The organism is Roseobacter sp. MH60115, assembly GCF_015644665.1.
In the GTDB taxonomy this organism is placed as follows: Bacteria; Pseudomonadota; Alphaproteobacteria; order Rhodobacterales; family Rhodobacteraceae; genus Roseobacter.
This window is the reverse complement of record NZ_JADOBQ010000003.1, coordinates 60,359-81,896: the sequence shown is the minus strand read 5'-3', so window position 1 is coordinate 81,896 and position 21,538 is coordinate 60,359. Positions and strand designations below refer to the sequence as shown.

Genomic DNA, 21,538 nt, shown 5'->3' with positions numbered 1-21,538 from the left:
TCAGCCATCCTCCGCGTGCAACAAAAGTCCAAGGGCAAGCAGAACGGCGGCAACAGGTGGTGTCCAGGCCGCGAGATAAATCGGAATCTGCCCGTTCTCGCCCAGAATTTGCGCGAAGCTGCGAATAAAATACAAACCAAACCCCAAAAGCACTGCCGCCAGCACCGAAATGCCGGTTCCCCCAAATCGGGTATGCCGCATGGTGAAAGCGCTCGCAACAAGAACCATCGACATCAAGAACAGCGGGCGGGCAAGTTCCGATTGAAACCATACGCGGTGCTGCCGCGAGGAGAACCCGGCCTGATCCAGCTGCGCAATGAATTCAGGCAATTCCCAGATCGAGATCGAACTTGGGCGGCCAAAGCTTTCCCGAATACGCTCCAGCGTCAGGGTCGAGGGAATAAAGAATTCGTCATGGGCTTCAGCATTGGCCTCGGAGTTTACACCAACTTGCAAAGGCCAGAGCTTCACATTGCGCAAGACCCATCCGCCTTCCGCCAGGGCCGCACTTTCCGCTGCCACCCGTCTGATCGGTCCGTCGTCGGGCGCGTAGGACAGGAATGTCACATCATAGAGGATGGAGGCATCCGCGTTTGAGCGCCACGCGCTGATGACGGTCTGTCCCTGCGCGCCGCCCTGACGCAGCCACAGGCCTTCATCCGAGATCGACAGGGACGACGCGCCACCGGTGCGGTAGCTCTCGGATAGCTCGCTGTAGCGTTTGCTGGTGGCCGCGACGATGGGATTCAGGGTGCTGACGGCCAGCCCCCCGATGATCAGCGCCACGACGGAGGGCGCGACCAGCGCCCGCAACGCAGACCGGCCCGCGGCCCGTGTCGCCACCAGTTCGGAAGACCGCGCGAGGCTAACAAAAAGCGCAATGGTTGCCAGAATGATGATCAGGGGCAGGATCTCGTTCACGGTTTCGGGCGTCTTCAGCAGCGTGAGCCCGATAATGCGCCCGAAACTGACGCCACGGTCGCTAAAACTACGGGTCTGATCGACAAGATCGACAAGGGCCACAAGCGAAAAGAGCACAAGAGCGAGAAGAAGAAAGCTCATGGCGAAGCGACGCGCGAAATAGAAATGCAGGATCATGCCGGTTGTTCCTGTGCGGGCTGTCGTTTGCGGCGCGGGCGTTTTGGTCGGGCGACATACCACATCATGGCGATGCTCAGAAGGGCGCCCACAAGGACCGGCAGGTAAAGGGTCGGCCACAGGCTTGCGTCATCGCGTACCGGTTTCTGCAACGTGGACCTGGCCCCGTCGATCAGCAAAAGCAGGCCAAAGGCAATCGCGACTTCCCGCCAGACCCCGAAGCGCGAATAGCCGCCCACCAGCAGGGTCGTAAAGCCGATCATGGCGGCGACGATGCAGAAAAGCGGCTCTGCAAACCGGGCGTGGAATTCTTCCGCAAAGTCACCCGGTCGTTGGTTGGTTTGCGCGGCCAGCACGTCCCACGCCGTAAAAAGCTGTGGTGTCAGCATGTTTCGGGCCTGGAGATTCTGGGCGCTGACATTGCGCGTCAAGGCGCTGATGTCGAAGGAGAAATCATGGAAGTTGGCGGTGGCGAGACGGTTGGTTCTCGTACTCAGCCGTTGCGCCAACCCGTCGACCATGATCAGGGTGGTGATATCCTGATTGCGGATCAGATAGGACTCTGCGGCGGTATAGATCACACCCTCTTCCGGCGTGCGCCGATCCGACAGAAACACATCGCGCAGCACGCCGTCTTCGGTGATTTCACGGGCGTAGAAGGTCACGGCGGGCGACGGATGCAGGAAAGCGCCCTCCGTCAGCAGGCGCGAGGTCGCATTCTGCGAAATCTCGGCTTCCCGTTCGCTGAGTTGCTGCAGGGCCAGCGGCAGCAGAAAGTGATTCAGCACCGAGGCCATGAAAAACACGATCACGCCAAAGACGAACACCGGTCGCGCCAGGCGAAAGGGGCCGGTGCCCGTCGCCTGCATGACCGTCAGCTCGCTTTCATTGTTCATCCGGTTGGTCACATAGACCGATGCGGCGAAAGCAGAGATCGGCAGCACCGTGGTGATCAGTTTGGGCAGGCCAAGGGCAGTGAATTCCAGAAAGACCAGCGCCGACTGGCCATCACTGATAAGCCGGTCAAACAGGATCACCGCCTGGTTGATCCAGAAGACGGCCACCAGCACCAGAGAGAAAAAGCCAAACAACAGCAGCAGTTGCGACAGCACATATCTGTCGATCTTGCTCACCGCTCTCCCCTTCGTACCAACTGACGTTTCTTGCGCGACGATAGACCAATCGGCGGGCGTGTAAAACTGCAATCTGGTCTTTGGCGGACGGGCGCGCTAGGTCGTGGGGGCACCTCATTCAGGAAAGGCTCCATCATGACCACGCCCACCGCCGTCAGCTTCAGCAAAACCGACATCGACCGCCTGTCAGATCATGCCGGTCGGATTGGATTGATCGTCGATGCCACGGGGCGTCTGGACGTGGCCGGACGGCGGGTGAACCGGCTGAGCAAGGGGGCGCTGAAACGCGCGCTTGAGGCACGTGTGGAAAAGGGTCTCAAGGAAGGCGACAGCCTGACGCTGGCCTACCCGGCGGGGATGGCGGCGGAGGCGGTGGACGTGATCTGCCTGCCGCGCGGCGCCTCCGAGACGGCAGCGCGCGATGCGGGCGCGCTTTTCGGGCAGAAGCGCGGGAAGGCGGATGTGCTGCTGGCCGTTGGGTCGGCGCGCCGGGCGGCGCATGTGGTGCAGGGGGCCGTGTTGCGGGACTACCAGTTCCGCGATCACAAAACCTCGGACGATGCGGCAGAAGGGACCATCGAGGTGATGTGTAACGATCCCGAAGCGGTCGAGGCGGCGGCAGCGCCGTTGCTGGCGACCGTGGAAGGCACCTTCATGACCCGCGATCTGGTCAATGAGCCTGCCAATGTGCTGACCACGACGGAGTTTGCCAATCGGCTGGCAGAGATGACGGCGCTGGGTCTCAAGGTCGAAGTGCTGGAGGAAGACAAGCTGGAGGAGTTGGGCATGCGCACCCTGCTTGCGGTCGGTCAGGGCTCTGCCAGCCCCTCCAAGGTGGTTGTCATGCAGTGGAATGGCGGAGACGAAGATGACGCACCTCTCGCGCTGATCGGTAAGGGCGTTGTCTTTGACACCGGCGGCATCAGCCTGAAACCGGCGGCGGGCATGGAAGACATGACCATGGACATGGGCGGGGCTGGCACGGTTGCGGGCGTGATGCGGGCGCTGGCGCTGCGCAAGGCCCCGGCCAATGTCGTGGGGCTGGTGGGGCTCGTGGAGAACATGCCCTCCGGTACCGCGATCCGTCCCGGCGATGTGGTGAAATCGATGAAGGGGGATACGGTTGAGATCCTCAACACCGATGCCGAGGGGCGCTTGGTGCTCTGTGATGTCATGTGGTACGCGCAGGAGCGGTTCGAGCCTGCCGGCATGATTGATCTGGCCACGCTGACGGGGGCGATCATCATCGGTTTGGGCCATGAGAATGCAGGCGTGTTTTCCAACGATGACACGCTGTGCAACGCTTTCCTGAAAGCCGCCGGAGCCGAAGCGGAAGGGGCGTGGCGCATGCCCTTGGGGCAGGCCTATGACGATATGTTGAAATCGCCCATTGCGGATATGAAAAATATTGGCGGGCGTCCGGCGGGATCGATCACGGCGGCGCAGTATCTGCAGCGGTTTGTCAAAGAGGGCACGCCCTGGATTCATCTGGACATCGCCGGTGTCGCCTCGTTGAAAACGGCGACAAAGCTTGCGCCCAAAGGCGCCACGGGCTGGGGCGTACGCGCGCTGGATCGTCTGGTTGCGGATATGTTCGAGAAAGGCTGAGCGCTTGGGCACCGCACTCTTCTACCACCTGACCCGCCGCCCGATGGAGGAGACCCTGGCTATGCTGCTTGGCAAGGCCGTGGCGGCGGAGATGCGCGTGGTGGTGCGGGGCACCGACCTGGGGCGTCTGGGGTGGCTGGATGAAAAGCTCTGGCTTGGGGCGGACGACGGATTCTTGCCGCATGGGCTGGCCGGTGGGGCGCATGATGCGGATCAGCCGGTGCTGTTGACCACGGCCCAGGAGGCCGTAAATGGCGCGCGCTGTCTGATGAGCATTGATGGCGCGCCCGTGGAGGCGGAAGAGGTGGCGGCGATGGAGCGGGTCTGCGTCCTTTTTGACGGAAACGATCCCGCAGCACTGGAGCATGCGCGCGGTCAGTGGAAATCTCTCAAGGACGCCGGTGCCGCTGCGCAATATTGGTCAGAAGAAAGCGGGCGCTGGGAGAAGAAGGCCGAGACCTGAGCAGCGGTGGCCTGAAAGCCCACCTTACCTGCCGGCGTCAGCGGGTCAGCGTCAACTCACCGCCGGTGATCTCGATCTTGCCCCAGCGCTGCAGGTAGGTCATGCCCAACAGGCTTTGCGACATCTCGCCGCCGTTGACCACAGCGGTGATGTCCTTGTCCGTGGCGGGGCCGATGGTGACGCTGTCCAGACGCACGGGTGCTGTGCGCACCTCGCCATTGGCGGTCATCGCCCGGCTGGTGAAATTCAGGCTGTCGGGGGCGAGGCCCGCTGCGGCGGCATCCTCGCGGGTCAGCACAAGCGTGGTGGCACCGGTGTCGAGCACAAACTCGACGGGGGCACCGTTAACCTCTGCCGCGATGTAGTAGTGGCCATCGGGGCTGCGGGGGACGACAATCTTGCCCTGATCGGCAAAGACGGTCTGTTGCGGGCGCACGGTTTGGCGGATGTCTTCCCAGAGGCCAAAGGCGGCGATGGCGCCGAGGAAGATCAGCCCCCAGACCGCCGCCTGCTGCAGGAGCTTGTTCGTCGACAGCCGGTTTTGCGCAAAAAACCATGCGCAGACCATCAGCCCGAGAAGGGCGAGATAGATCAATCTGCCGGTGTCAAAGCTGTCCATGAGGTGCTCCTGTCGCCTGTTGTCCTCAATATAGGCGTTCAGATCGGGAAATCAGCCTGCCGTCGGGCCGAAGCCAAAAGCGCTGAGCCCGTCGAGGACGAATTGCACGGAGAGCGCAGCGAGCAACATGCCCAGGAGACGGGTCACCACGGTCACGCCGGTTTTGCCAAGCGCGCGTTCGATCATGCCGCTGGCCAGAAAAAAGCCCATAACAATGAGCATGACGATCCCGGTTGCGCCGAGCACCAGGGCCGCGCCTTCGACACCGGGGCGCTGACCCATCAGCAGGATCACCGAGGCGATGGCGCCCGGTCCGGCGATCAGCGGGATGGCCAGCGGGAAGACCGAGGGGTCATCGCGATCCTCTCCCTGTTTGTCCTCCCGCCGCTTGGTACGACGTTCAAAGAGCATGTCGAGGGCGGTCAGAAAGAGCAGGATGCCCCCTGCCACGCGAAAGGCGGGCATGGAGATGCCGATGAAGGAGAGCAACGCCTCGCCGAAAGCCGCGAAGGCCAGCAGGATCAGGATGCCGATCAGGGTTGCGCGCAGCGCGATGCGCCGTCGGGCGGCGTTGGTCATGCCTTGGGTCAGCGCCACGAACAATGGGGCCAGACCAATCGGGTCGATGACGACGAACATGGTCACGAAAGCGGTGATGAAGAAAGCGGTATCCATCACTACAAATGAATTGGGGCTTTGCCCCAAACCCCAGGATACTTCAGGCCAGAAGAAGTGGTGGTCATGCGGCCTGGGCCCTTTCGAGCTTTTCAAGCGCTGTCATCCAGAGGGTTTCGGCGCGCTCCAGCGCCTCCATCACTTCTGCATATTTGCGGTTCCAGACTTCGAGTTCGCCCGCCTTGGCATCTTCATAGAGCGCGGGGTCGGCCAGTTTCTTGGCCAGCTTGTCGCGCATCTCGTTGAGTTTTTCGACGCGGGCTTCGGATTTGCGGGTCTCCGATTTCAGGGCGAGGATTTCGTCGCGGCTGGCGCGTTTTGCCTTGGGTGCTTCGAGTGGTTTTTTCGCCGATTTGCTGGTGGGCTTGACCGGGGTCAGCAGCATCTTGCGGTAGGCTTCCAGATCATCCTCGTAAGGCTTCACCGTACCGTCCGAGACCAGCCAGAGCCGGTCGGCCACCATCGACAGCAGGTGCATGTCGTGGCTGACAAGGATCACCGCGCCGGAATAGGCGGTCAGCGCCTCCACCAGCGCCTCGCGCGATTCAATGTCGAGGTGGTTGGTGGGCTCGTCGAGGATCAGAAGATGCGGGGCGTCCAGCGTGGCCAGCAGCAGGGAGAGCCGTGCTTTTTGGCCGCCGGACAGCCTGCCGACCTCGGTTTCGGCCTGATCCGGGCCCAGCCCGAACCCGGCCATCTGTGCGCGCAGTTTGGAATGCAACACGCCGGGGCGGGCGGAAATCATGTGCTGCAACGGCGTTTCGTTTATGTGCAGCTCATCCACCTGATGTTGCGCAAAAAATCCGATGCGCAGCTTGTTGGATTGCACTGATTTGCCGGACATCAGGGTCAGACGGTTTGACAGAAGTTTGGAGAGCGTGGATTTACCCTGGCCATTCTTGCCCAGCAGCGCGATGCGGTCGTCCTGATCGATGCGCAGGTTCAGGCGGCTGAGCACGGGCGTGTCGGTATAGCCGACCGAGCCGCCTTCGATGGAGATGATGGGGGGCGACAGCTCTTCGGGTTCCGGGAAGGTGAAGACACGCTTGGCCACCTGTTCGGGGCTGGCGATCATATCCATCTTTTCGATCATTTTCAGGCGGGACTGGGCCTGCTTCGCCTTGGAGGCCTTTGCCTTGAACCGATCGACGAAGGCCTGCATGTGGTCGCGCCGGGCCTGCTGTTTCTTGGCCATAGCGGCCTGGAGCGCGCGCTGTTCGGCCCGTTGGCGGGCGAATTGATCATAGGGGCCCTGATAGAAGGTGAGCTTGCGGTCCTCGAGGTGCAGGATGGCGCCCACGGCCCGGTTCAGCAGGCCCCGGTCGTGGCTGATGATGATGACCGTATGCGGGTATTTCGCGAGATAGGCTTCGAGCCAGAGCGCGCCTTCGAGGTCGAGATAGTTGGTCGGTTCATCCAGCAGCAGCAGGTCCGGTTGGGCAAAGAGCACGGCGGCAAGGGCCACGCGCATGCGCCAACCACCGGAAAAATCCGAACAGGGCATCTGTTGGTCCGCGGCGTCAAAGCCAAGGCCCTTGAGGATGCTGGCGGCGCGCGCCTCGGCGGACCAGGCGTCGATATCGGCAAGCCGTGTCTGGATGTCGGCGATGCGGCCCGGATCTGTTGCGGTCTCGGCTTCGCCCAGCAGGGCGGCGCGTTCGGTGTCCGCCGCCAGTACCGTGTCGATGAGCGAGGTCGACGAGGACGGAACCTCCTGCGCCACCCCACCGATCCGGGCCCGGCTTGGCAGAGAGATATCGCCGCCATCCAGCCCAAGTTCTCCACGAATGATCTTGAAGAGGGTGGTCTTGCCCGCGCCGTTGCGTCCTACCAGGCCGACCTTGTGGCCCTCCGGGATAACGGCGCTCGCGCCTTCGAAAAGCGGGCGGCCTTCGACGGCATAGGTGATGTCGGAAATGCGTAACATGGGCGCGGTGTGCCGCATCCTCTGGTCCGCGTCAATCGCCGCTTTTCATGGCTGATTGCCCGTGTTAGGTGGGCCGCGAAATTCAAGCGCGTCAGGGCATGGGCCTTGCGCGAAACATCACGGAGACTACTCATGGCCCTTGAGCGCACATTCTCGATCATCAAACCCGATGCCACTCGCCGCAACCTGACCGGCAAGATCAACGCCAAGTTCGAAGACGCCGGCCTGCGGATCGTTGCGCAAAAGCGTATCCACATGACCAAGGCACAGGCGGGTGTTTTCTATGCGGTGCACGCGGAGCGCCCGTTCTATGACGAGTTGTGTGAATTCATGGCTTCGGCGCCGGTTGTCGTGCAGGTGCTGGAAGGCGAAGGCGCCATTGCGAAGAACCGCGAAGTGATGGGGGCGACCAACCCCGCGGACGCAGCGCCCGGCACGATCCGCGCAGAGTTTGCCGAAAGCGTTGGCGAAAACTCGGTACACGGGTCGGATGCGCCTGAGACCGCCGCCGTTGAAATCGCGTATTTCTTCTCCGGTCTGGAACTGGTCGGCTAATCGTCACCGCAGGATGATTTTTGAGAGGGCCTTCCGCTGGGAGGCCCTTTTTTTGCGCCTCAGCCCGGACGCACGCCGATCTGATCCATCATTTGTTCGAAGGCATCGAGGCCCGCATCGAAGGACGATGCCTTGATCGCATCGAACCGCTTGCGCAGTGCTTTTTTCTCTTCGCCCTTGCAGTCGTTCCACGGACGGTTTTGCAAGGCCATCACCAGCACATAATATCCGATGAAATGCGGTCTCAGGCCGGTTTTAAGCATGCGCCCGTAGGCTTCGTCGGCGCCGAGATCGCGCAGGTCTTCGGCGGAATGAATGCCCGCAGCCTTGCAGGAGGCCTCATAGGCCGGGCCGAGATTGCGGATGGATGACACAGGGGTGGACATGGCAGGAGATTATGCCGCCACCGAGGTGTTTGTCACTTGCCAAAATGCCCTTAAAGGCTCGCGTAATCCGTGATGGGCGGCGGTGGAGGTGGTGGTTTCTTGGCACCGTCGGAGGTCGGTGCAGGGGCAGGTTTTTGCGTTTCTTTGGTCATCGGTTCGGTCCTTTCGCATGAAGCGGAGGGCCGCCTCGGCCAAAGGGAGTACCGGGCTTTTCTGCCGGTCACAGGGCAGCGACATGTCTAGATCGTGGCATTTAAAACGGGATTTTCGAGAAAATGTTCAGCTTTTGGCAACAAAGCCACGCGGTTCAACCAGCGGAATTGAGCGGGTGCGCGGTGATCAACGCGCCCTTTTTTGCCTGGTCAGGACCGAGGCAGCGGGAGCGGTTTCGCCCGGTACTCCGGCTCCAGATACACCTGCGTCGGTTGCGCATGGCCTATGCCAGCGTTGAAAATGAAACGCTTGAGCAATTCGGTCTGGAATTCGAATTCCCGCGCCCGTTCGGCAAATCCCTGGGGCAGGCGCTCATGCGCGTCCACCTGGGCGTACTCCATGTCCCGGCACATGTTCAGCAGCGGCAGGCAGATGTCGGCCAGCACATTGGTGGCCAGCCGTTCCGCGTGGTTGGAGTAGGGCTCCTGAAAGCCAATGTCAGGATGGAAAGCGTTGTTGAGCGCGCCCATGAATTCCTTGAACCGGACGATGGCGTTGCGCATCCCGTCCTTGATTTCCATGACCAGAATATGCGCGCCGGACAGAACAAGCCCCGGCACCTCGACAAGAAAGTCGGGCAGGGACAGCACATGTGCCCCATCCGGGATCGTTGAAATACACTTGCGCACCGAATGCGCCAGTTTTGCCACGAGAACCCGCTCCAGTTCACTTGTTTCTTGAAAGGAAACCCGATTGCGAAACCCGCGCCCCAGGACTTCACAGGACCGAACACTGATGCTCTTGTCCTCTTTCACGGTCAGGTTCAATGTCATCACACGGTCGGACAAATCCGAGGGCAACGGCACAACTCTATTGGGATCTGTCATTATTTCTATCCATAAACTGCAATCAATTGGTCCAAGGTGCCCCAAAATACGTAGGCAAGAGTAAATGCACCGTACGGTACCTGTTGCGCAACGGGTAGAGAAATATTACGCAACGCCCTATCTTAGGGTTGAATCTATAATAGCAGAGTCACTAGGATTGCAACTATGAGTTGCCAAACTCAGGCTGCGCGGGGGCGAACTCTGCGTGTACAACCTGTGATGGTTTCCTCGGTGGGGAGTAGAGCACGTGGACGGGGCAGACACTGAAGAGTTAACAATTATCGGTATCGGCTCATCGGCAGGGGGCTTGGAGGCAATCCGCGAGCTTGTCGCCACTTTGCCGACCGATCTGCAGGTGGCCTATGTGGTTGTGCAGCACATGTCGCCGCACCACAAAAGCCTGATGACCGAACTGGTCGCGCGGCAGACGAGCCTTGTGGTGCGCGATGTGGTCCACGGATCGCTGCCCGAGCCGAACGTCATCTATGTCACGCCGCCTAAGACGGACGTGGTCTACGAGAATGGCAAACTCAATCTGGTGGATCCCAGCCACGAGGTGGCCTCGCCCAAACCGTCGGTGGATCGCTTCCTGCTGAGCCTTGCCGATGAGCATGGCGAGAAATCCATGGCGATCATCCTCTCCGGCACGGGTACCGATGGTGCCTACGGTGTGCAGGCGATCCGCGAAGCCGGTGGCATCACCATCGCGCAGGACACTGAAAGTGCGAAATACGACGGCATGCCCATGGCCGCAATGCAGACCGGTTGCGTTGATCTGGTGCTGCGGCCCTTTGAAATTGGCACCCATCTGCAGAAAATCCTGACCTCGCCGCGCGATTTCGATGCGTTCCGGCAGGAGGCGTCGGAAAAGAGCCCCTCCTCGGATCTGTTGCAGATCCTGCTGGCGCGCACGCGGGTGGATTTCCGGGAATACAAGCAAACCACGATCAACCGCCGCATCGAGCGGCGCATGATCGCGCTGGGGATCGAGAGCCACGAGGAATATACCCAGTTCTGCCGGGTGAACCCCAATGCGGTGGACGCGCTTTTCAAGGATCTGCTGATTTCGGTCACCCGGTTTTTCCGGGACAAAAGCGAGTTCGAGGCGCTGAAAGAGCTGTTGCCAGCGCTGCTGAAGAAGAAAACCAATACGCCATTCCGGGTCTGGATTGCGGGCTGTGCGACGGGCGAAGAAGCCTATTCCATCGCCATTCTGCTCTGTGAAGCCCTGGGGGGCGCAAAGGTCCAGCTCAAGGACCACGTCCAGATTTTCGCTACAGATATCGACAAGGACGCCCTCGAAGTCGCGCGCAAGGGCATCTACGGCATGGCGGCTCTGAACGACATTCCCAAGGAGCTGTCGGATCAGTATTTCATCCAGCAGAACGACGGTATCCGGGTCATCGACTCGTTGCGCTCGGCGATCCTGTTTTCCGATCACAATGTGTGCCAGGATCCGCCATTTCAGAAAGTCGACCTGCTCTGCTGCCGTAACCTTCTGATTTACTTTGGAAATGCCCTGCAGCACAAGGTGATGTCGCGGTTCCACTATGCGCTTACCGACGCCTCTTTGATGTTCCTCGGCACCGCCGAGACGGTGGCGGGCTCCGATGAGCTCTTTATCCAGGACAGCCAATCCGCGCATATATATCGCCGCCGATCGATCCGGCGGTCCGAACACGCGCCCTTTTCCAACACCCGCAACGTGCCGCGCGCGCGCAAAATTGCACCAACCGCCGCGACGACACCAACCCCTGGTCACTCTACCGAACGGCAGATGTTCGAAGCGCTGGCTTTGGCACTGGGTAAGAATTCCGTGCTGGTCACGGATGAATACTCCATTGTGCGCATCTACGGGAATGTCAGTTCGTTCATTGAAATGAACGAAACCAGCAATCTGAAAATGCACATCGACCTGCTGCGGCGGCCCTTCCGCGAAGAGGCCCGGAGCCTTGTCACCCTGGCGCTGAAGAACGGCGAACACCGCTCCGGTGTCCGGCACCTGCTGGCCGATGACGATGACGCTGAAATCCGGCTGGATGTCTATCCGATCATTGCGCGGGACATCAATGAACGTGCGGCACTGGTTGTCTTTAGCGAAATCCAGGTGGATCGCTCCAAAGGGTTGGATACCGAGGTCAAAACGGGCGGTGCCGCCTTTGAAAGCGATCGTATCCGGTTGCTCGAAGACGAAGTGGCCACCACCCGGGAAGCACTGCAGCAAACCATCGAGGAACTGGAAACCTCGAACGAGGAACTGCAATCGCTGAACGAGGAGTTGCAATCGACCAACGAGGAATTGCAGGCCACCAACGAGGAGCTTGAAACCTCGAACGAAGAACTGCAATCGACCAACGAGGAACTGATCACCGTCAACGAGGAATTGCAGGTCACCGCCGCGGAACTCAGCGGTCGGACGGGCGAGTTGATGTCCGTGCTCGAAACCGCGCCGCTGGCGATCATGGTGCTGGATACGGCCCTGCAAATCTCGCAGGCGACCAATGCGGCCGCCGAGATGTTCGGCCTGTCGCGCCCGGTCTCCAACCCGCACGTCAGCCAATGTGTGCTGCCGGAAAACTGCCCGTCACTGGCGCCGATCTGCAATGAGACCCTCAAGCTGGGGGAGCCGATTTCGCGCGAATTCACCTCCAGGGGATCCCGTTTCAAACTCACCTGCTCGCCATTCTTCGACATGCGCGGACAGATGAAGGGCTCCACCATGGTGGTCTCGGAGTTCCCCGGATTGGCGCAGGAACTCGACCTGATCCTTGATCACGCGGAAATTTTCATGTTGAACCGGGCAACCGACGGGACGATCCTGCGGATCAGCCAGAAGTCGGCGGGGATTCTGGGCACCACGCGGCAGGAGGCGGAAGGCCAGAATTTCTTCAAGCTGGCGACCAAGAAAACCGCCGATGCCGTCAAGGAGCGTGACAACGCGCTGATGAACAGCGCGTCGGGAAGCGAACGCCATGTGAGCGAGGTCATCTCCAAGGACGACGGTGAAAAATACTGGATGAGCACCGAGAACTTCATCTTCGCGGATCCGTCGCTGCCAAGCTCTTCGATCTATTCGGTCGGGACGGATATCACGGATGTGGTGGACGCCCGGGACAAGGCAGAGGAAGCACTGGCGCATCTGCAACTGCTGCAGGATCTTGCCAAGGTCGGGTTCTGGGCGCTGGACGTCGATACCAAGCAACTGCACTGGTCATCGGAAGTCTATCGCATCCATGGAATGGACCCGTCAAAAACGTCGCCCACTCTGGAAGAAGCGCTAGAGTACTATCACCCTGATGATCGCAAGTCGGTGATAAAGGAGGTGGATCGCGTGGCCAAGAAGGGCGGGGATTTCCACTTCAGGCACAGGCTGATCAACAAGGACGGCGACACCGTGCACGTGGAATCCTTCGGGCTTGCCCGCGCCGATGCCTCTGGCGAGATCACCAAGATCATTGGCGTGTTCCGCGACCTGCCTCCGGACAGCTGAGAACCACACCGACCTTCCACACAACCAAGAGCCGCAGCAGGGTTCAGGGGTTTCGCCTTGACCCCCTGATCCAACCTGCGCATGTATAAAGAAAAATCAGATGGGAGATCCGATATGACGCTCAAGACAACCGCAAGTGCGCTGGCCCTTTTCGCCATGACCGGCGTGGCCGCCGCCGACTGCACGCAAGTGACCTTTTCCGACGTCGGCTGGACCGATATCACCGCCACGACGGCCGCCACAACCGTCATCCTCGACGCGCTTGGCTATGAGACAGACATCAAGGTTCTCTCCGTTCCGGTCACATATACCTCCATGGCGCAGGGAGATGTCGACGTCTTTCTCGGCAACTGGATGCCCACGATGGAAGGGGATATCGCGCCCTACCGCGAGGCAGGTACTGTCGACACCGTCCGTGAGAACCTTGCAGGCGCCAAATACACGCTGGCCGTCAACAAGGCGGCAACCGACCTCGGGATCAAGGATTTCGCCGATATCGCCAAACATGCCGATGCGCTGGATGGCCAAATTTATGGGATCGAGCCCGGCAATGACGGCAACCGCCTGATCCAATCCATGATCGACGCGGACGCCTTTGGTCTGAGCGGTTTCGAGGTCAAGGAAAGTTCCGAACAGGGCATGCTGGCGCAGGTCGAGCGTCTGTCCAAGAAGGATGAGCCGATTGTGTTCCTCGGCTGGGAACCGCATCCCATGAACGCGAACTTCGACATGGGCTACCTGACCGGTGGCGATGATTTCTTTGGCCCCAATCTGGGCGGCGCCTCTGTCTATACCAACACCCGCGCGGGCTATGTAGGCGAGTGCCCCAATGTAGGCGCGCTGCTCAACAACCTTGAATTCACGCTGGCCATGGAAAACGAGATCATGGGCGCGATCCTGAACGACGGCGAAGAACCTTCCGACGCCGCCAGTGCCTGGCTGACGGCCAACCCGGATGCCTTTGTCGCCTGGCTGGACGGCGTGACGACAGTGGATGGCGGCGACAGCGTCGCCGCAGTGAAATCGGCCCTCGGCCTGTGATCAAAACGCCCCGCACGCCAAATCGTGCGGGGCGATGACTTTTCCGGGGAAGGGTGCGTGTTTTGCTGGACTGGCTGACCGAGACGAAAATACCTGTTGGCAAGGGTGCAGCGGCGTTCTTTGACTGGTTACAGACCAACGGCGAGTGGTTCTTTGACGGGCTCGCCGTTGCGATGGAGGGGATGATCGACGCGATCCTCTGGGTGCTGCAGACGCCCCATCCTTTCATCATCATCCTGGCCTTTGTGGCCCTGACCTGGGCCTTGCAGCGCAGCTGGAAAGTCTGCCTCTTCGTGGCGCTGGGTTTCCTGTTCATTCTCAACCAGGATTACTGGGAAGAGATGACGGAGAGCATCACGCTGGTTCTGTCGGCCTGCGTGGTCTGCATGGCCATTGGCGTGCCCATCGGCATTGCGGCGGCCCACCGGCCACGCCTGTTTCAGGCGATGCGGCCTGTGCTGGACCTGATGCAGACGCTGCCGACCTTCGTCTATCTCATTCCAGCCATTGTGTTTTTCGGCATTGGTATGGTGCCGGGTCTGATCGCCACGGTGATCTTTGTGGTGCCCGCGCCCATTCGTCTGACCCATCTGGGCATCAGCACGACGCCCAAGCCGCTGCTGGAAGCGGCGGATGCTTTCGGCGCCACCCCGATGCAGAAACTGTGGAAAGTGGAGCTGCCCTATGCCCTGCCGCAGATCATGGCCGGGCTGAACCAGACCATCATGCTGTCGCTGTCGATGGTGGTGATCGCCGCCCTTGTGGGGGCCGACGGTCTTGGGGTGCCGGTTGTGCGGGCGCTGAACCAGGTGAATACGGCGCTTGGATTTGAAAGCGGATTTATCATCGTGGTTGTGGCCATCATGCTGGACCGGATGCTGCGGGTGGATCGCAAATGACAACGGCTGTTGAATTCGACAACGTCTCCATCGTTTTTGGCGACGCGCCGGAAAAGGCCCTGCCGGACATGGACGCAGGCAAATCGCGGGCCGAGATCCAGCAGGCGACCAATCAGGTGCTCGGCGTGCACAATTGTTCGCTCAGCGTGCCGGCCGGGGAAATCCTTGTCCTCATGGGGCTTTCGGGGTCGGGCAAATCCACCCTTTTGCGGGCGGTGAACGGGCTGAACCCGGTGGTGCGCGGTGCGGTCCGCGTGCACGACGGCGACTGGTCCTGCGATGTCACCCATAGCTCCGCGCCGGATTTGCGGCGGGTGCGGCGCGAATGTGTCTCCATGGTCTTTCAGCAGTTCGGGCTGCTGCCCTGGCGCACGGTGCGTGAAAACGTGGGTCTCGGGCTGGAGCTGGCGGATGTGTCCAAGAAGGACCGTCTGGCCCGTGCCGACAAGCAGCTGGAGCTGGTGGGACTGTCCGATTGGGCAGACCGCAAGGTCGGCGAGCTCTCCGGTGGCATGCAGCAGCGCGTGGGGCTTGCGCGCGCCTTTGTGACGGACGCGCCGATTTTGCTGATGGACGAGCCGTTTTCCGCGCTCGATCCGCTGATCCGCACCCGGCTGCAGGATGAACTGCTGGACCTGCAGCGCGATCTGCAGCGCACGATCATCTTTGTCAGCCACGACCTCGACGAGGCCTTCAAGCTGGGCGACCGGATTGCGATCATGGAGGGCGGGCGCATCGTGCAATGCGGCACGCCACAGGAGATTTTCTCGCAACCGGTGAATGACTACGTCGCCGATTTCGTGGCCCATATGAACCCGCTTGGCGTGCTGCGTGCCAGCGACGTGATGGAGCCCGCAAAAGCCGCACCCGAGCAGGCCGTGCCAGCGGACATGGAGGTCGAAACCGTCATGCGCATGCTGCTGGAAAACGATGGCCCGCTGGGTGTGGAGGACGACGGCGATCTGGTGGGGCAGGTGACCAAGCGGGGGGTGATCGCGCGCATTCTGGACCCGCGCGAAACACCCTGATCCATCGCTACTCCTGAATGGTGCGCAACCACGCTACCAGATCGGCAACCGGTTGGCTGGTCATGATCGGCTGCCCGCTCTGGGCGGAAATCGCCACGTCGTTGCCCTCAAAGAACCACCCGTAGACCGGCATGTCGCTGCCATGGCTGACCAGCGGGTCCCGCCCGTCGATCCGTTTCACCACACGGTAGGTCGGGAAGGTCCCATCCTCCTTTTTCGACAGCGTGGTCAGGTCGGCAGGCTGCACCAGCAGGACCGGCGACATCGGACCATTTCCCCGCCCTTCGATGCCGTGACAGGCTGCGCAATGCAGACGGAACAGTGACTGACCTTCCTGTGCGTCCTGTGCGTGGACTTGTTGGCCGAGGCAAAGTGCTGCGACAATCAAAAACCGCATGAGGGGCTCCCTTGTTGATGTGTACTGCACCATAGAAAGCGCCCGCTGCGGATGCGTTGACATGGGTCAATCCGGATCGACAAAATGACCTGTCTGGCACCCGCAACCGGGCGGGTCGTGTTCACGTCATGGCGGCGCGGCCATCCGGCACTGGTGATTTTTATGACCCGGCTTCGGCATAAGCAGGGTGTCTGACGCGGTGTCCTTTCTCTTGACACGTCTCCATTCGGGCCTGCCCAACCGGGAATAGTCCTGCCTGATCCAATCTGCCCGTCCTTTGGGCGTGGGCGGTTTCGCATAAATCCGCAGTCAGTCCAAACAGAGAGGCCATTTGGAATGATCATTGCCGTCGATCCAACGGATTTAATCCCCGCGCGTCCGTCTGTGATGTGGTTTTTCGACGTGGTGCGTCCCGGCTAACGCGGGCGCTCATCCCGCTTTGGAAAAGATCAAACCTGGCCGCGCGCAGGCACATACTGCCGGTGCGGAAGTGACATTAATCAACCTGCATGGCGCGATCCTGCAAATGGGGTATGCATCGGAAAAGAGGAGGAAAATTCCCGCTTTACGGGAACCTTTGGGCGCGTGTCGGGGACAAGTGCCGCTCTCTTAAGGCAAATAGCACTCCGCCCTTTGTACAGAGTGCTGGAAACCGGATTCTTACTTGCATCAACGAGGCTTTCCGCGCAATTTTTAATAAAATTTATTGCTGATTAGAAAAAAAATGGATCACACAACCTGATTGTGGGCGATTTCCATACCGACTGTAGATTTCAAGGGCCACTCGGGCTCCCGACCAAAGGATTTGAGATGATAAAGGATATCATGCTGTGGGCCGTCTTGAGCTATGCGAGTGTTACCGGGGCGGTTGACGCGCAAAGCAGTCGGATCCTCAGTGTAGAGCAGGCGACCGTTGCCAGCACCAAACCCCCCAGCCAAGCCTATACAATCACCGCCACGCTGAGCAATGCCGATGGCGTCTACAGCATTGGCGAACAGATCGACCTGAGTGTACGCCTCAATAAGGCGGCCTATCTTCTGGTGGTAAATGTCGATGAAGCGGGTCGCGTCGCCCAGCTCTTTCCCAACAAGTTCAACGAGGACAACTACGTCCCCGCCGACACCGAGCTTTTGCTGCCGGGACCTGGTGCACGGATTGTGGCGGCAGGCCCTGCGGGCACTGAGCTGATCAAGATTATCGCAACCGAACGTCCGCTGACCATTGATGACGTTTCTGTCTCGGCCCCTGTCGGTCCCTTCAAGGTTGCGCCTCCGGGCAGCGGAAGTCGCCTGTCCCGCGCCTTGGGCGTGGTGAATACGGGGCCTGCGTCCGGGAGTGACGAGAGCCCGGAAGCTGTCGGCGAAGGCGCAGAGCCCGGCGATGGGTCCGATGGCGCGGGCGGGGACGTCTCCGATGTGGGCCTTTGGGGAGAGTTTACCGTGTTGCTCAGCACCGTTGCCGCTGAGGAATCGTATCTGTCACCGGACATCTCACGCAGAGAGATCAGACTGGCCGCGCGGATACCTGAACTTGACTGATGTCGCGACCGATGCGTCGCGAACCGACGAAGGGCGGCTCACGTGCCGACCTCGGTCGTACACAAAAAGGAAAGAAGCATGAAAACCTGCCTCACCCGTGCCATATGCCTCGGCGCTTGCATGAGCGTTGCTGTCCCGACCTTCGCCAACGAACCGGTAATGGCGCTTGGCCTGCCTGATGCGGAAACCATGGATATTCTCGCTGCCGTTGACGATGGTGTTGGCAATCCCTTGGTTTCACCGCTGAGCGTGTTGTTGACCATGGGTCTTGCGCGCGCGGGTCTGGAACCGGGACAGCCGCCGGCCGATATGCCGCCGACCGTCAATCTCAGCTATGCGGTCTGGTATGATACGGCGACACGCCCATCGGAGGCCGCGGCATCGAACCTGACAGATGTCTGGCAGGCAGATCAGGAGACGCTCAGCCTTGCCAAGGATGGCATCGACCGTATCAATGCCTGGGCGGAAGAAGCGACCAAGGGACTTATTCCGAAACTGCTGAGTGATCCGCTGGACAGTGCCACTGTGGTGGTCACCAGCGCCCTTCACTTCAAAGACAACTGGTCGATGCCGTTTCCACCGGCTCAAACCGCTGAAAAACCATTTGCGCGTCCGGATCGCAGCACCGTCGATGTGCGCTTCATGACCAGTAGCAAGACATTCCCATCCTGGAAAACGGATGACGGTCTGGTGGTCGCCATGGGCTTTCAGGACGGTGGGTATGTGCTGATGAGGCTACCTGCGCGCGATGAGGAAGCCACAGAAACCCCCGCAGAGATATCGCCGCAGGATGAATCGACAGAGGGCGAAACGGACCAGGCGCCGACACCCGTTCTGCTGGCCCCGGAGGCCGCAAGCTTCGTGCGCGTCGCGATGCCGCTTCTGGATCTGGAAAGCAGCCGCGATCTGAATGCGGTGATGGAAGAGCTTGGCATGGAGCGGGCGTTGGCAGAGGGCATGCAAACCATCGTTGATGGGGGCGCAGTTCCAGGGCCACTTGTCCAATCTGTGGTGTTCAAGGCGGACGAAGCAGGGGTGGAAGCCGCTGCTGCCACGGCCGCAATTGGTGTCCGCTCGGTGGAGGTCAACGAAGCGCCTCTGGTGCAGTTTGATCGCCCCTTTGAGTTTTTCCTGATGATGCCGGGCATCGACACGGCGTTGATCGCTGGCGTCATCCGCGACCCCTCATGACCCAGTTTGCAAGGAGATATCCCGTGATCCGGAAACCTCTATCCCTCCCTTGCAGCGCCAAGGCGTTCGCTCTGCTCATCATTGCCATTGTCGGTGCTGCGATGACGCTCGGCACCCAGATCGCCCACGCACAGGAACGCACGAACGAGGTGCCGGTGTCGCGATCCGCGGGCGATAGCCTGCAGGCATACCTCAAGCTTTATGACCGCCAGAGCGACAGCTGGGCCAAGGTCGATTTCCCAAATCCGGATTTGAGTTTGGGAGACCTCGTTGCGGTCTGTGCCAAGGCTAAGCGCAGCGGCTATCTGTCGGTCTGGTCCCGCACCCTGGATGGCCAGCGCCCGGTGCGGATCTATCCCAACGATCTCACACCTGAAGAGCGCAAGGTAAAAGGGGGCAAGATGGAGGCCGGGCAAGAGCTTTGCCTTGGTGACGCCCAACAGGGTTATGGTTTCCAGGTGGAAGAGCCCCTGGCGCCTGCGGAGGTCTATCTGCACTGGAGCCCGGACCTCGGGGGCCAGTTTGCGCCTGAAGATATCCCGGTCATTCCCGACCACGGATCAACCAGTTCCAGAAGTGCGTCGGCACCCTACAGCGCCACTGTTTTGCGGTACCGGGTCGTTGCCGCGAACGAAGGAGATTTGACAGATGAATAAGGTGTTCGGACATCTGGCAGCGGCGTTCTGCAGCCTTGCCATGACAGGAGGCGCCCTGGCGCAGTCTTCCTTTACCTGCAAGGACAGCACCGGGCGAACGGTGAGCCGCGTCATCGGCGGCGCGCCGGTGAACCAGAGTGACGCGCCCTATCAGATCTTCCTGATTACCAAATCCCCTGACGGGAAAGGGTCGTCCGTCTGCGGCGGCTCCATCATCAGCCAAGGCTTTGTTTTGACGGCGGCGCATTGTGTTTCCAGCAAAAGCGCCAGCGGGATCGTTCCGGCAAAGCCAGATGCCGTCTATGCCGTATTCGGGGGGGATAACGTCTCGGAAATGGTCGAAGACAAGGACATCAGACCAGCGTCGGATCTCTACATCCATCCGGATTACAACGGCAAGAACGGCAATTCGGACATTGCGGTTCTGAAACTGGCGCGACCCTTGGATGTCGATCCCACATCAATCATCACGCTTGCATCGCCTCAGATGGAGCGTGCCCTGATGGGCGACTACACCTGCGCGCGTGTCACCGGCTACGGCGTGACCGAAGACGGCAAAACAAGCGAGGATTTGCTGGGCGTGAACCTGCGAATTCGGCCGGAATCCGAATGCCGCAAATTCATCAGCAAGTTTCGCGGCGCCCAATTTACAGGCGGATTGCTCTGCGCGGGCTACCCGGCCGGCAACAGAACGAGTTGCCAGGGAGATAGCGGCGGGCCCCTGGTCATCCGCGAAGGCCCAACCGGTCTTGTGCAGGTCGGGGTCGTCGCCTGGGGCGCGGAAGGGTGTGATGGACAGGGAAACTATGGTGTTTACACGCGTGTTTCCGCTTTTGTCCCCTGGATACTGAAGGTCACGAAATGAGAAGGCTGACGGGCTTGCTTGTGGCAATTGGCTTGGGTTTGGTCGCCCAGCCCGACAAGGCACGCGCCGCCTGCGCACCGTTGCAGGAGGCCGACAGCCTCATTGCGTCGCTGAACTCGGCAGATGTGTTCCGTCTGGGCGCGCTGCGCGAGACAGCCCTTGACCAGGGCTGCACCCCGGATGAGCGGGCGCAGATTTCGCGCTGGCTGGCGCTGGCGATGTCGCAAAAGGCGGTGCGTGAGGCTCAATCCTACGAAGAAGCCCTGCCGCTTTTGCGGGAGGCCTTGGATATTGCGGGCATCTGGCAGGTCCAGAATGTCCTCGGGGATGCCGCCCGCGACCGCCGTGACTTCGACGAGGCGGCATTGCGCTACCAGCTTGCCCTGCAGGATGCAGAGCTGCTCGCCGATCCTGCGTCGACCTATCTGGATCTGGCGCCGTCGAGGGAGGTGTTTCAGGCGATTAATGCCAAGGTGAATGATACAAGACTTTTGGCCAGCGGCTTTGTGACCCTGCCCGGTCGACCGGCATGCCAGCTTCAAACCAGCAATGCCTGGATTGCCGAGGTGGTCGTCCCGATACAATTCGTGACCAACGAGACGGTGATGACAGATAAGGGCAGCGAGGCCGCAGAAGAGCTTTTTAGCTGTCTGTCTGCCCTCACACCGTCCGAGATCAAGAGCATTACCGTGATCGGTCACACGGATGAGCGCGGCGAGGCCGCCTATAATCAGGATTTGTCGGAACGGCGGGCGCAAGCCGTCAAAGCCTATCTTGAGAACCGGGGCCTTCAGTTGACCCTGAAGGTTGCAGGGCGCGGCGAGAGCGAGCTCTTTCAGCCGGACGACGCGTTCAATTATTCCCAGGAAGAACGCTGGCAGATGAGCCGGCGAGTCGAGGTGGACGTGATCAAGGTGGAGCAATAGGC

Annotated in this window: 20 protein-coding genes; 12 read left to right on the top strand and 8 right to left on the bottom strand. The window is 60.5% G+C overall.

Annotation, left to right across the window (positions count from 1 at the left end; genetic code table 11):
* A complete protein-coding gene (lptG, locus tag ISX84_RS10780; RefSeq protein WP_195820381.1) occupies positions 1-1,098 on the bottom strand; it encodes an LPS export ABC transporter permease LptG in 1,098 nt (365 codons plus the stop codon).
* Positions 1,095-2,231 (bottom strand): LPS export ABC transporter permease LptF, encoded by a 1,137-nt coding sequence (gene lptF / locus ISX84_RS10775; protein WP_195820380.1) that lies wholly within the window; start codon positions 2,229-2,231, stop codon positions 1,095-1,097. Before lptF ends, lptG begins: the two co-directional genes overlap by 4 nt.
* Positions 2,232-2,366: 135 nt before the next feature.
* Here lptF and ISX84_RS10770 point away from each other — a divergent pair, with 135 nt between their 5' ends.
* Both ISX84_RS10770 and ISX84_RS10765 read left to right on the top strand, forming a co-directional pair.
* The gene (locus ISX84_RS10770) at positions 2,367-3,839 is read left to right on the top strand and encodes a leucyl aminopeptidase (RefSeq protein ID WP_195820379.1); all 1,473 of its coding nucleotides are present in this window, start codon (positions 2,367-2,369) and stop codon (positions 3,837-3,839) included.
* A gap of 4 nt (positions 3,840-3,843) precedes the next feature.
* Positions 3,844-4,302 carry a DNA polymerase III subunit chi gene (locus tag ISX84_RS10765; protein ID WP_195820378.1) on the top strand — a complete coding sequence of 153 codons (459 nt, stop codon included), beginning with the start codon at positions 3,844-3,846 and terminating at the stop codon, positions 4,300-4,302.
* 37 nt (positions 4,303-4,339) lie between these two features.
* On the opposite strand, the gene ISX84_RS10760 is transcribed toward ISX84_RS10765, so the two are convergent.
* From ISX84_RS10760 to ISX84_RS10750, 3 genes are all read right to left on the bottom strand, one after another.
* Positions 4,340-4,921 (bottom strand): retropepsin-like aspartic protease family protein, encoded by a 582-nt coding sequence (locus ISX84_RS10760; RefSeq protein WP_195820377.1) that lies wholly within the window; start codon positions 4,919-4,921, stop codon positions 4,340-4,342.
* Between the two features lie 51 nt (positions 4,922-4,972).
* Positions 4,973-5,596, bottom strand: a complete 624-nt coding sequence (locus tag ISX84_RS10755) for a MarC family protein (protein WP_195820376.1) — start codon at positions 5,594-5,596, stop codon at positions 4,973-4,975.
* A 64-nt stretch (positions 5,597-5,660) separates the two neighbouring features.
* On the bottom strand, positions 5,661-7,523 hold the full coding sequence (locus tag ISX84_RS10750; RefSeq protein ID WP_195820375.1) for an ABC-F family ATP-binding cassette domain-containing protein: 1,863 nt from the start codon (positions 7,521-7,523) through the stop codon (positions 5,661-5,663).
* Between the two features lie 132 nt (positions 7,524-7,655).
* Between ISX84_RS10750 and ndk the strand changes: the two genes are divergently transcribed.
* Positions 7,656-8,078, top strand: a complete 423-nt coding sequence (gene ndk / locus ISX84_RS10745) for a nucleoside-diphosphate kinase (RefSeq protein WP_195820374.1) — start codon at positions 7,656-7,658, stop codon at positions 8,076-8,078.
* A gap of 59 nt (positions 8,079-8,137) precedes the next feature.
* Here ndk and ISX84_RS10740 read toward each other — a convergent pair whose 3' ends face one another.
* Positions 8,138-8,464, bottom strand: coding sequence for a TfoX/Sxy family protein (locus tag ISX84_RS10740; RefSeq protein WP_195820373.1), 327 nt, complete (start codon positions 8,462-8,464; stop codon positions 8,138-8,140).
* A 362-nt stretch (positions 8,465-8,826) separates the two neighbouring features.
* On the bottom strand, positions 8,827-9,504 hold the full coding sequence (locus ISX84_RS10735; RefSeq protein ID WP_195820372.1) for a hypothetical protein: 678 nt from the start codon (positions 9,502-9,504) through the stop codon (positions 8,827-8,829).
* A 247-nt stretch (positions 9,505-9,751) separates the two neighbouring features.
* On the opposite strand from ISX84_RS10735, the gene ISX84_RS23470 reads away from it, so the two are divergent.
* The 4 genes from ISX84_RS23470 to choV all read left to right on the top strand — a co-directional run bounded on the left by ISX84_RS23470 (position 9,752) and on the right by choV (position 15,962).
* Complete coding sequence (locus tag ISX84_RS23470; protein ID WP_195820371.1) at positions 9,752-12,994, top strand: chemotaxis protein CheB; 3,243 nt, start codon at positions 9,752-9,754, stop codon at positions 12,992-12,994.
* Positions 12,995-13,108: 114 nt separating this feature from the next.
* Entirely contained in the window at positions 13,109-14,035 is a 927-nt protein-coding gene (locus tag ISX84_RS10725; RefSeq protein ID WP_195820370.1) for a choline ABC transporter substrate-binding protein, read from the top strand.
* A 65-nt stretch (positions 14,036-14,100) separates the two neighbouring features.
* Positions 14,101-14,934 carry a choline ABC transporter permease subunit gene (choW, locus tag ISX84_RS10720; protein WP_195820794.1) on the top strand — a complete coding sequence of 278 codons (834 nt, stop codon included), beginning with the start codon at positions 14,101-14,103 and terminating at the stop codon, positions 14,932-14,934.
* The gene (gene choV / locus ISX84_RS10715; protein WP_195820369.1) at positions 14,931-15,962 is read left to right on the top strand and encodes a choline ABC transporter ATP-binding protein; all 1,032 of its coding nucleotides are present in this window, start codon (positions 14,931-14,933) and stop codon (positions 15,960-15,962) included. Before choW ends, choV begins: the two co-directional genes overlap by 4 nt.
* Before the next feature lie 7 nt (positions 15,963-15,969).
* On the opposite strand, the gene ISX84_RS10710 is transcribed toward choV, so the two are convergent.
* Positions 15,970-16,359 carry a c-type cytochrome gene (locus ISX84_RS10710; protein WP_195820368.1) on the bottom strand — a complete coding sequence of 130 codons (390 nt, stop codon included), beginning with the start codon at positions 16,357-16,359 and terminating at the stop codon, positions 15,970-15,972.
* Between the two features lie 810 nt (positions 16,360-17,169).
* On the opposite strand from ISX84_RS10710, the gene ISX84_RS10705 reads away from it, so the two are divergent.
* From ISX84_RS10705 to ISX84_RS10685, 5 genes are all read left to right on the top strand, one after another.
* Positions 17,170-17,898: a DUF4384 domain-containing protein gene (locus ISX84_RS10705; RefSeq protein ID WP_195820367.1), complete on the top strand. Its 729-nt coding sequence runs from the start codon at positions 17,170-17,172 to the stop codon at positions 17,896-17,898.
* Positions 17,899-17,976: 78 nt separating this feature from the next.
* Positions 17,977-19,089: a serpin family protein gene (locus tag ISX84_RS10700; protein ID WP_195820366.1), complete on the top strand. Its 1,113-nt coding sequence runs from the start codon at positions 17,977-17,979 to the stop codon at positions 19,087-19,089.
* A gap of 23 nt (positions 19,090-19,112) precedes the next feature.
* Positions 19,113-19,745: a DUF4384 domain-containing protein gene (locus ISX84_RS10695; protein ID WP_195820365.1), complete on the top strand. Its 633-nt coding sequence runs from the start codon at positions 19,113-19,115 to the stop codon at positions 19,743-19,745.
* A complete protein-coding gene (locus ISX84_RS10690) occupies positions 19,738-20,610 on the top strand; it encodes a serine protease (RefSeq protein ID WP_195820364.1) in 873 nt (290 codons plus the stop codon). Before ISX84_RS10695 ends, ISX84_RS10690 begins: the two co-directional genes overlap by 8 nt.
* Positions 20,607-21,536 carry an OmpA family protein gene (locus ISX84_RS10685; RefSeq protein ID WP_195820363.1) on the top strand — a complete coding sequence of 310 codons (930 nt, stop codon included), beginning with the start codon at positions 20,607-20,609 and terminating at the stop codon, positions 21,534-21,536. The genes ISX84_RS10690 and ISX84_RS10685 overlap by 4 nt, the downstream gene beginning before the upstream one ends.
* Positions 21,537-21,538 lie beyond the last annotated feature (2 nt).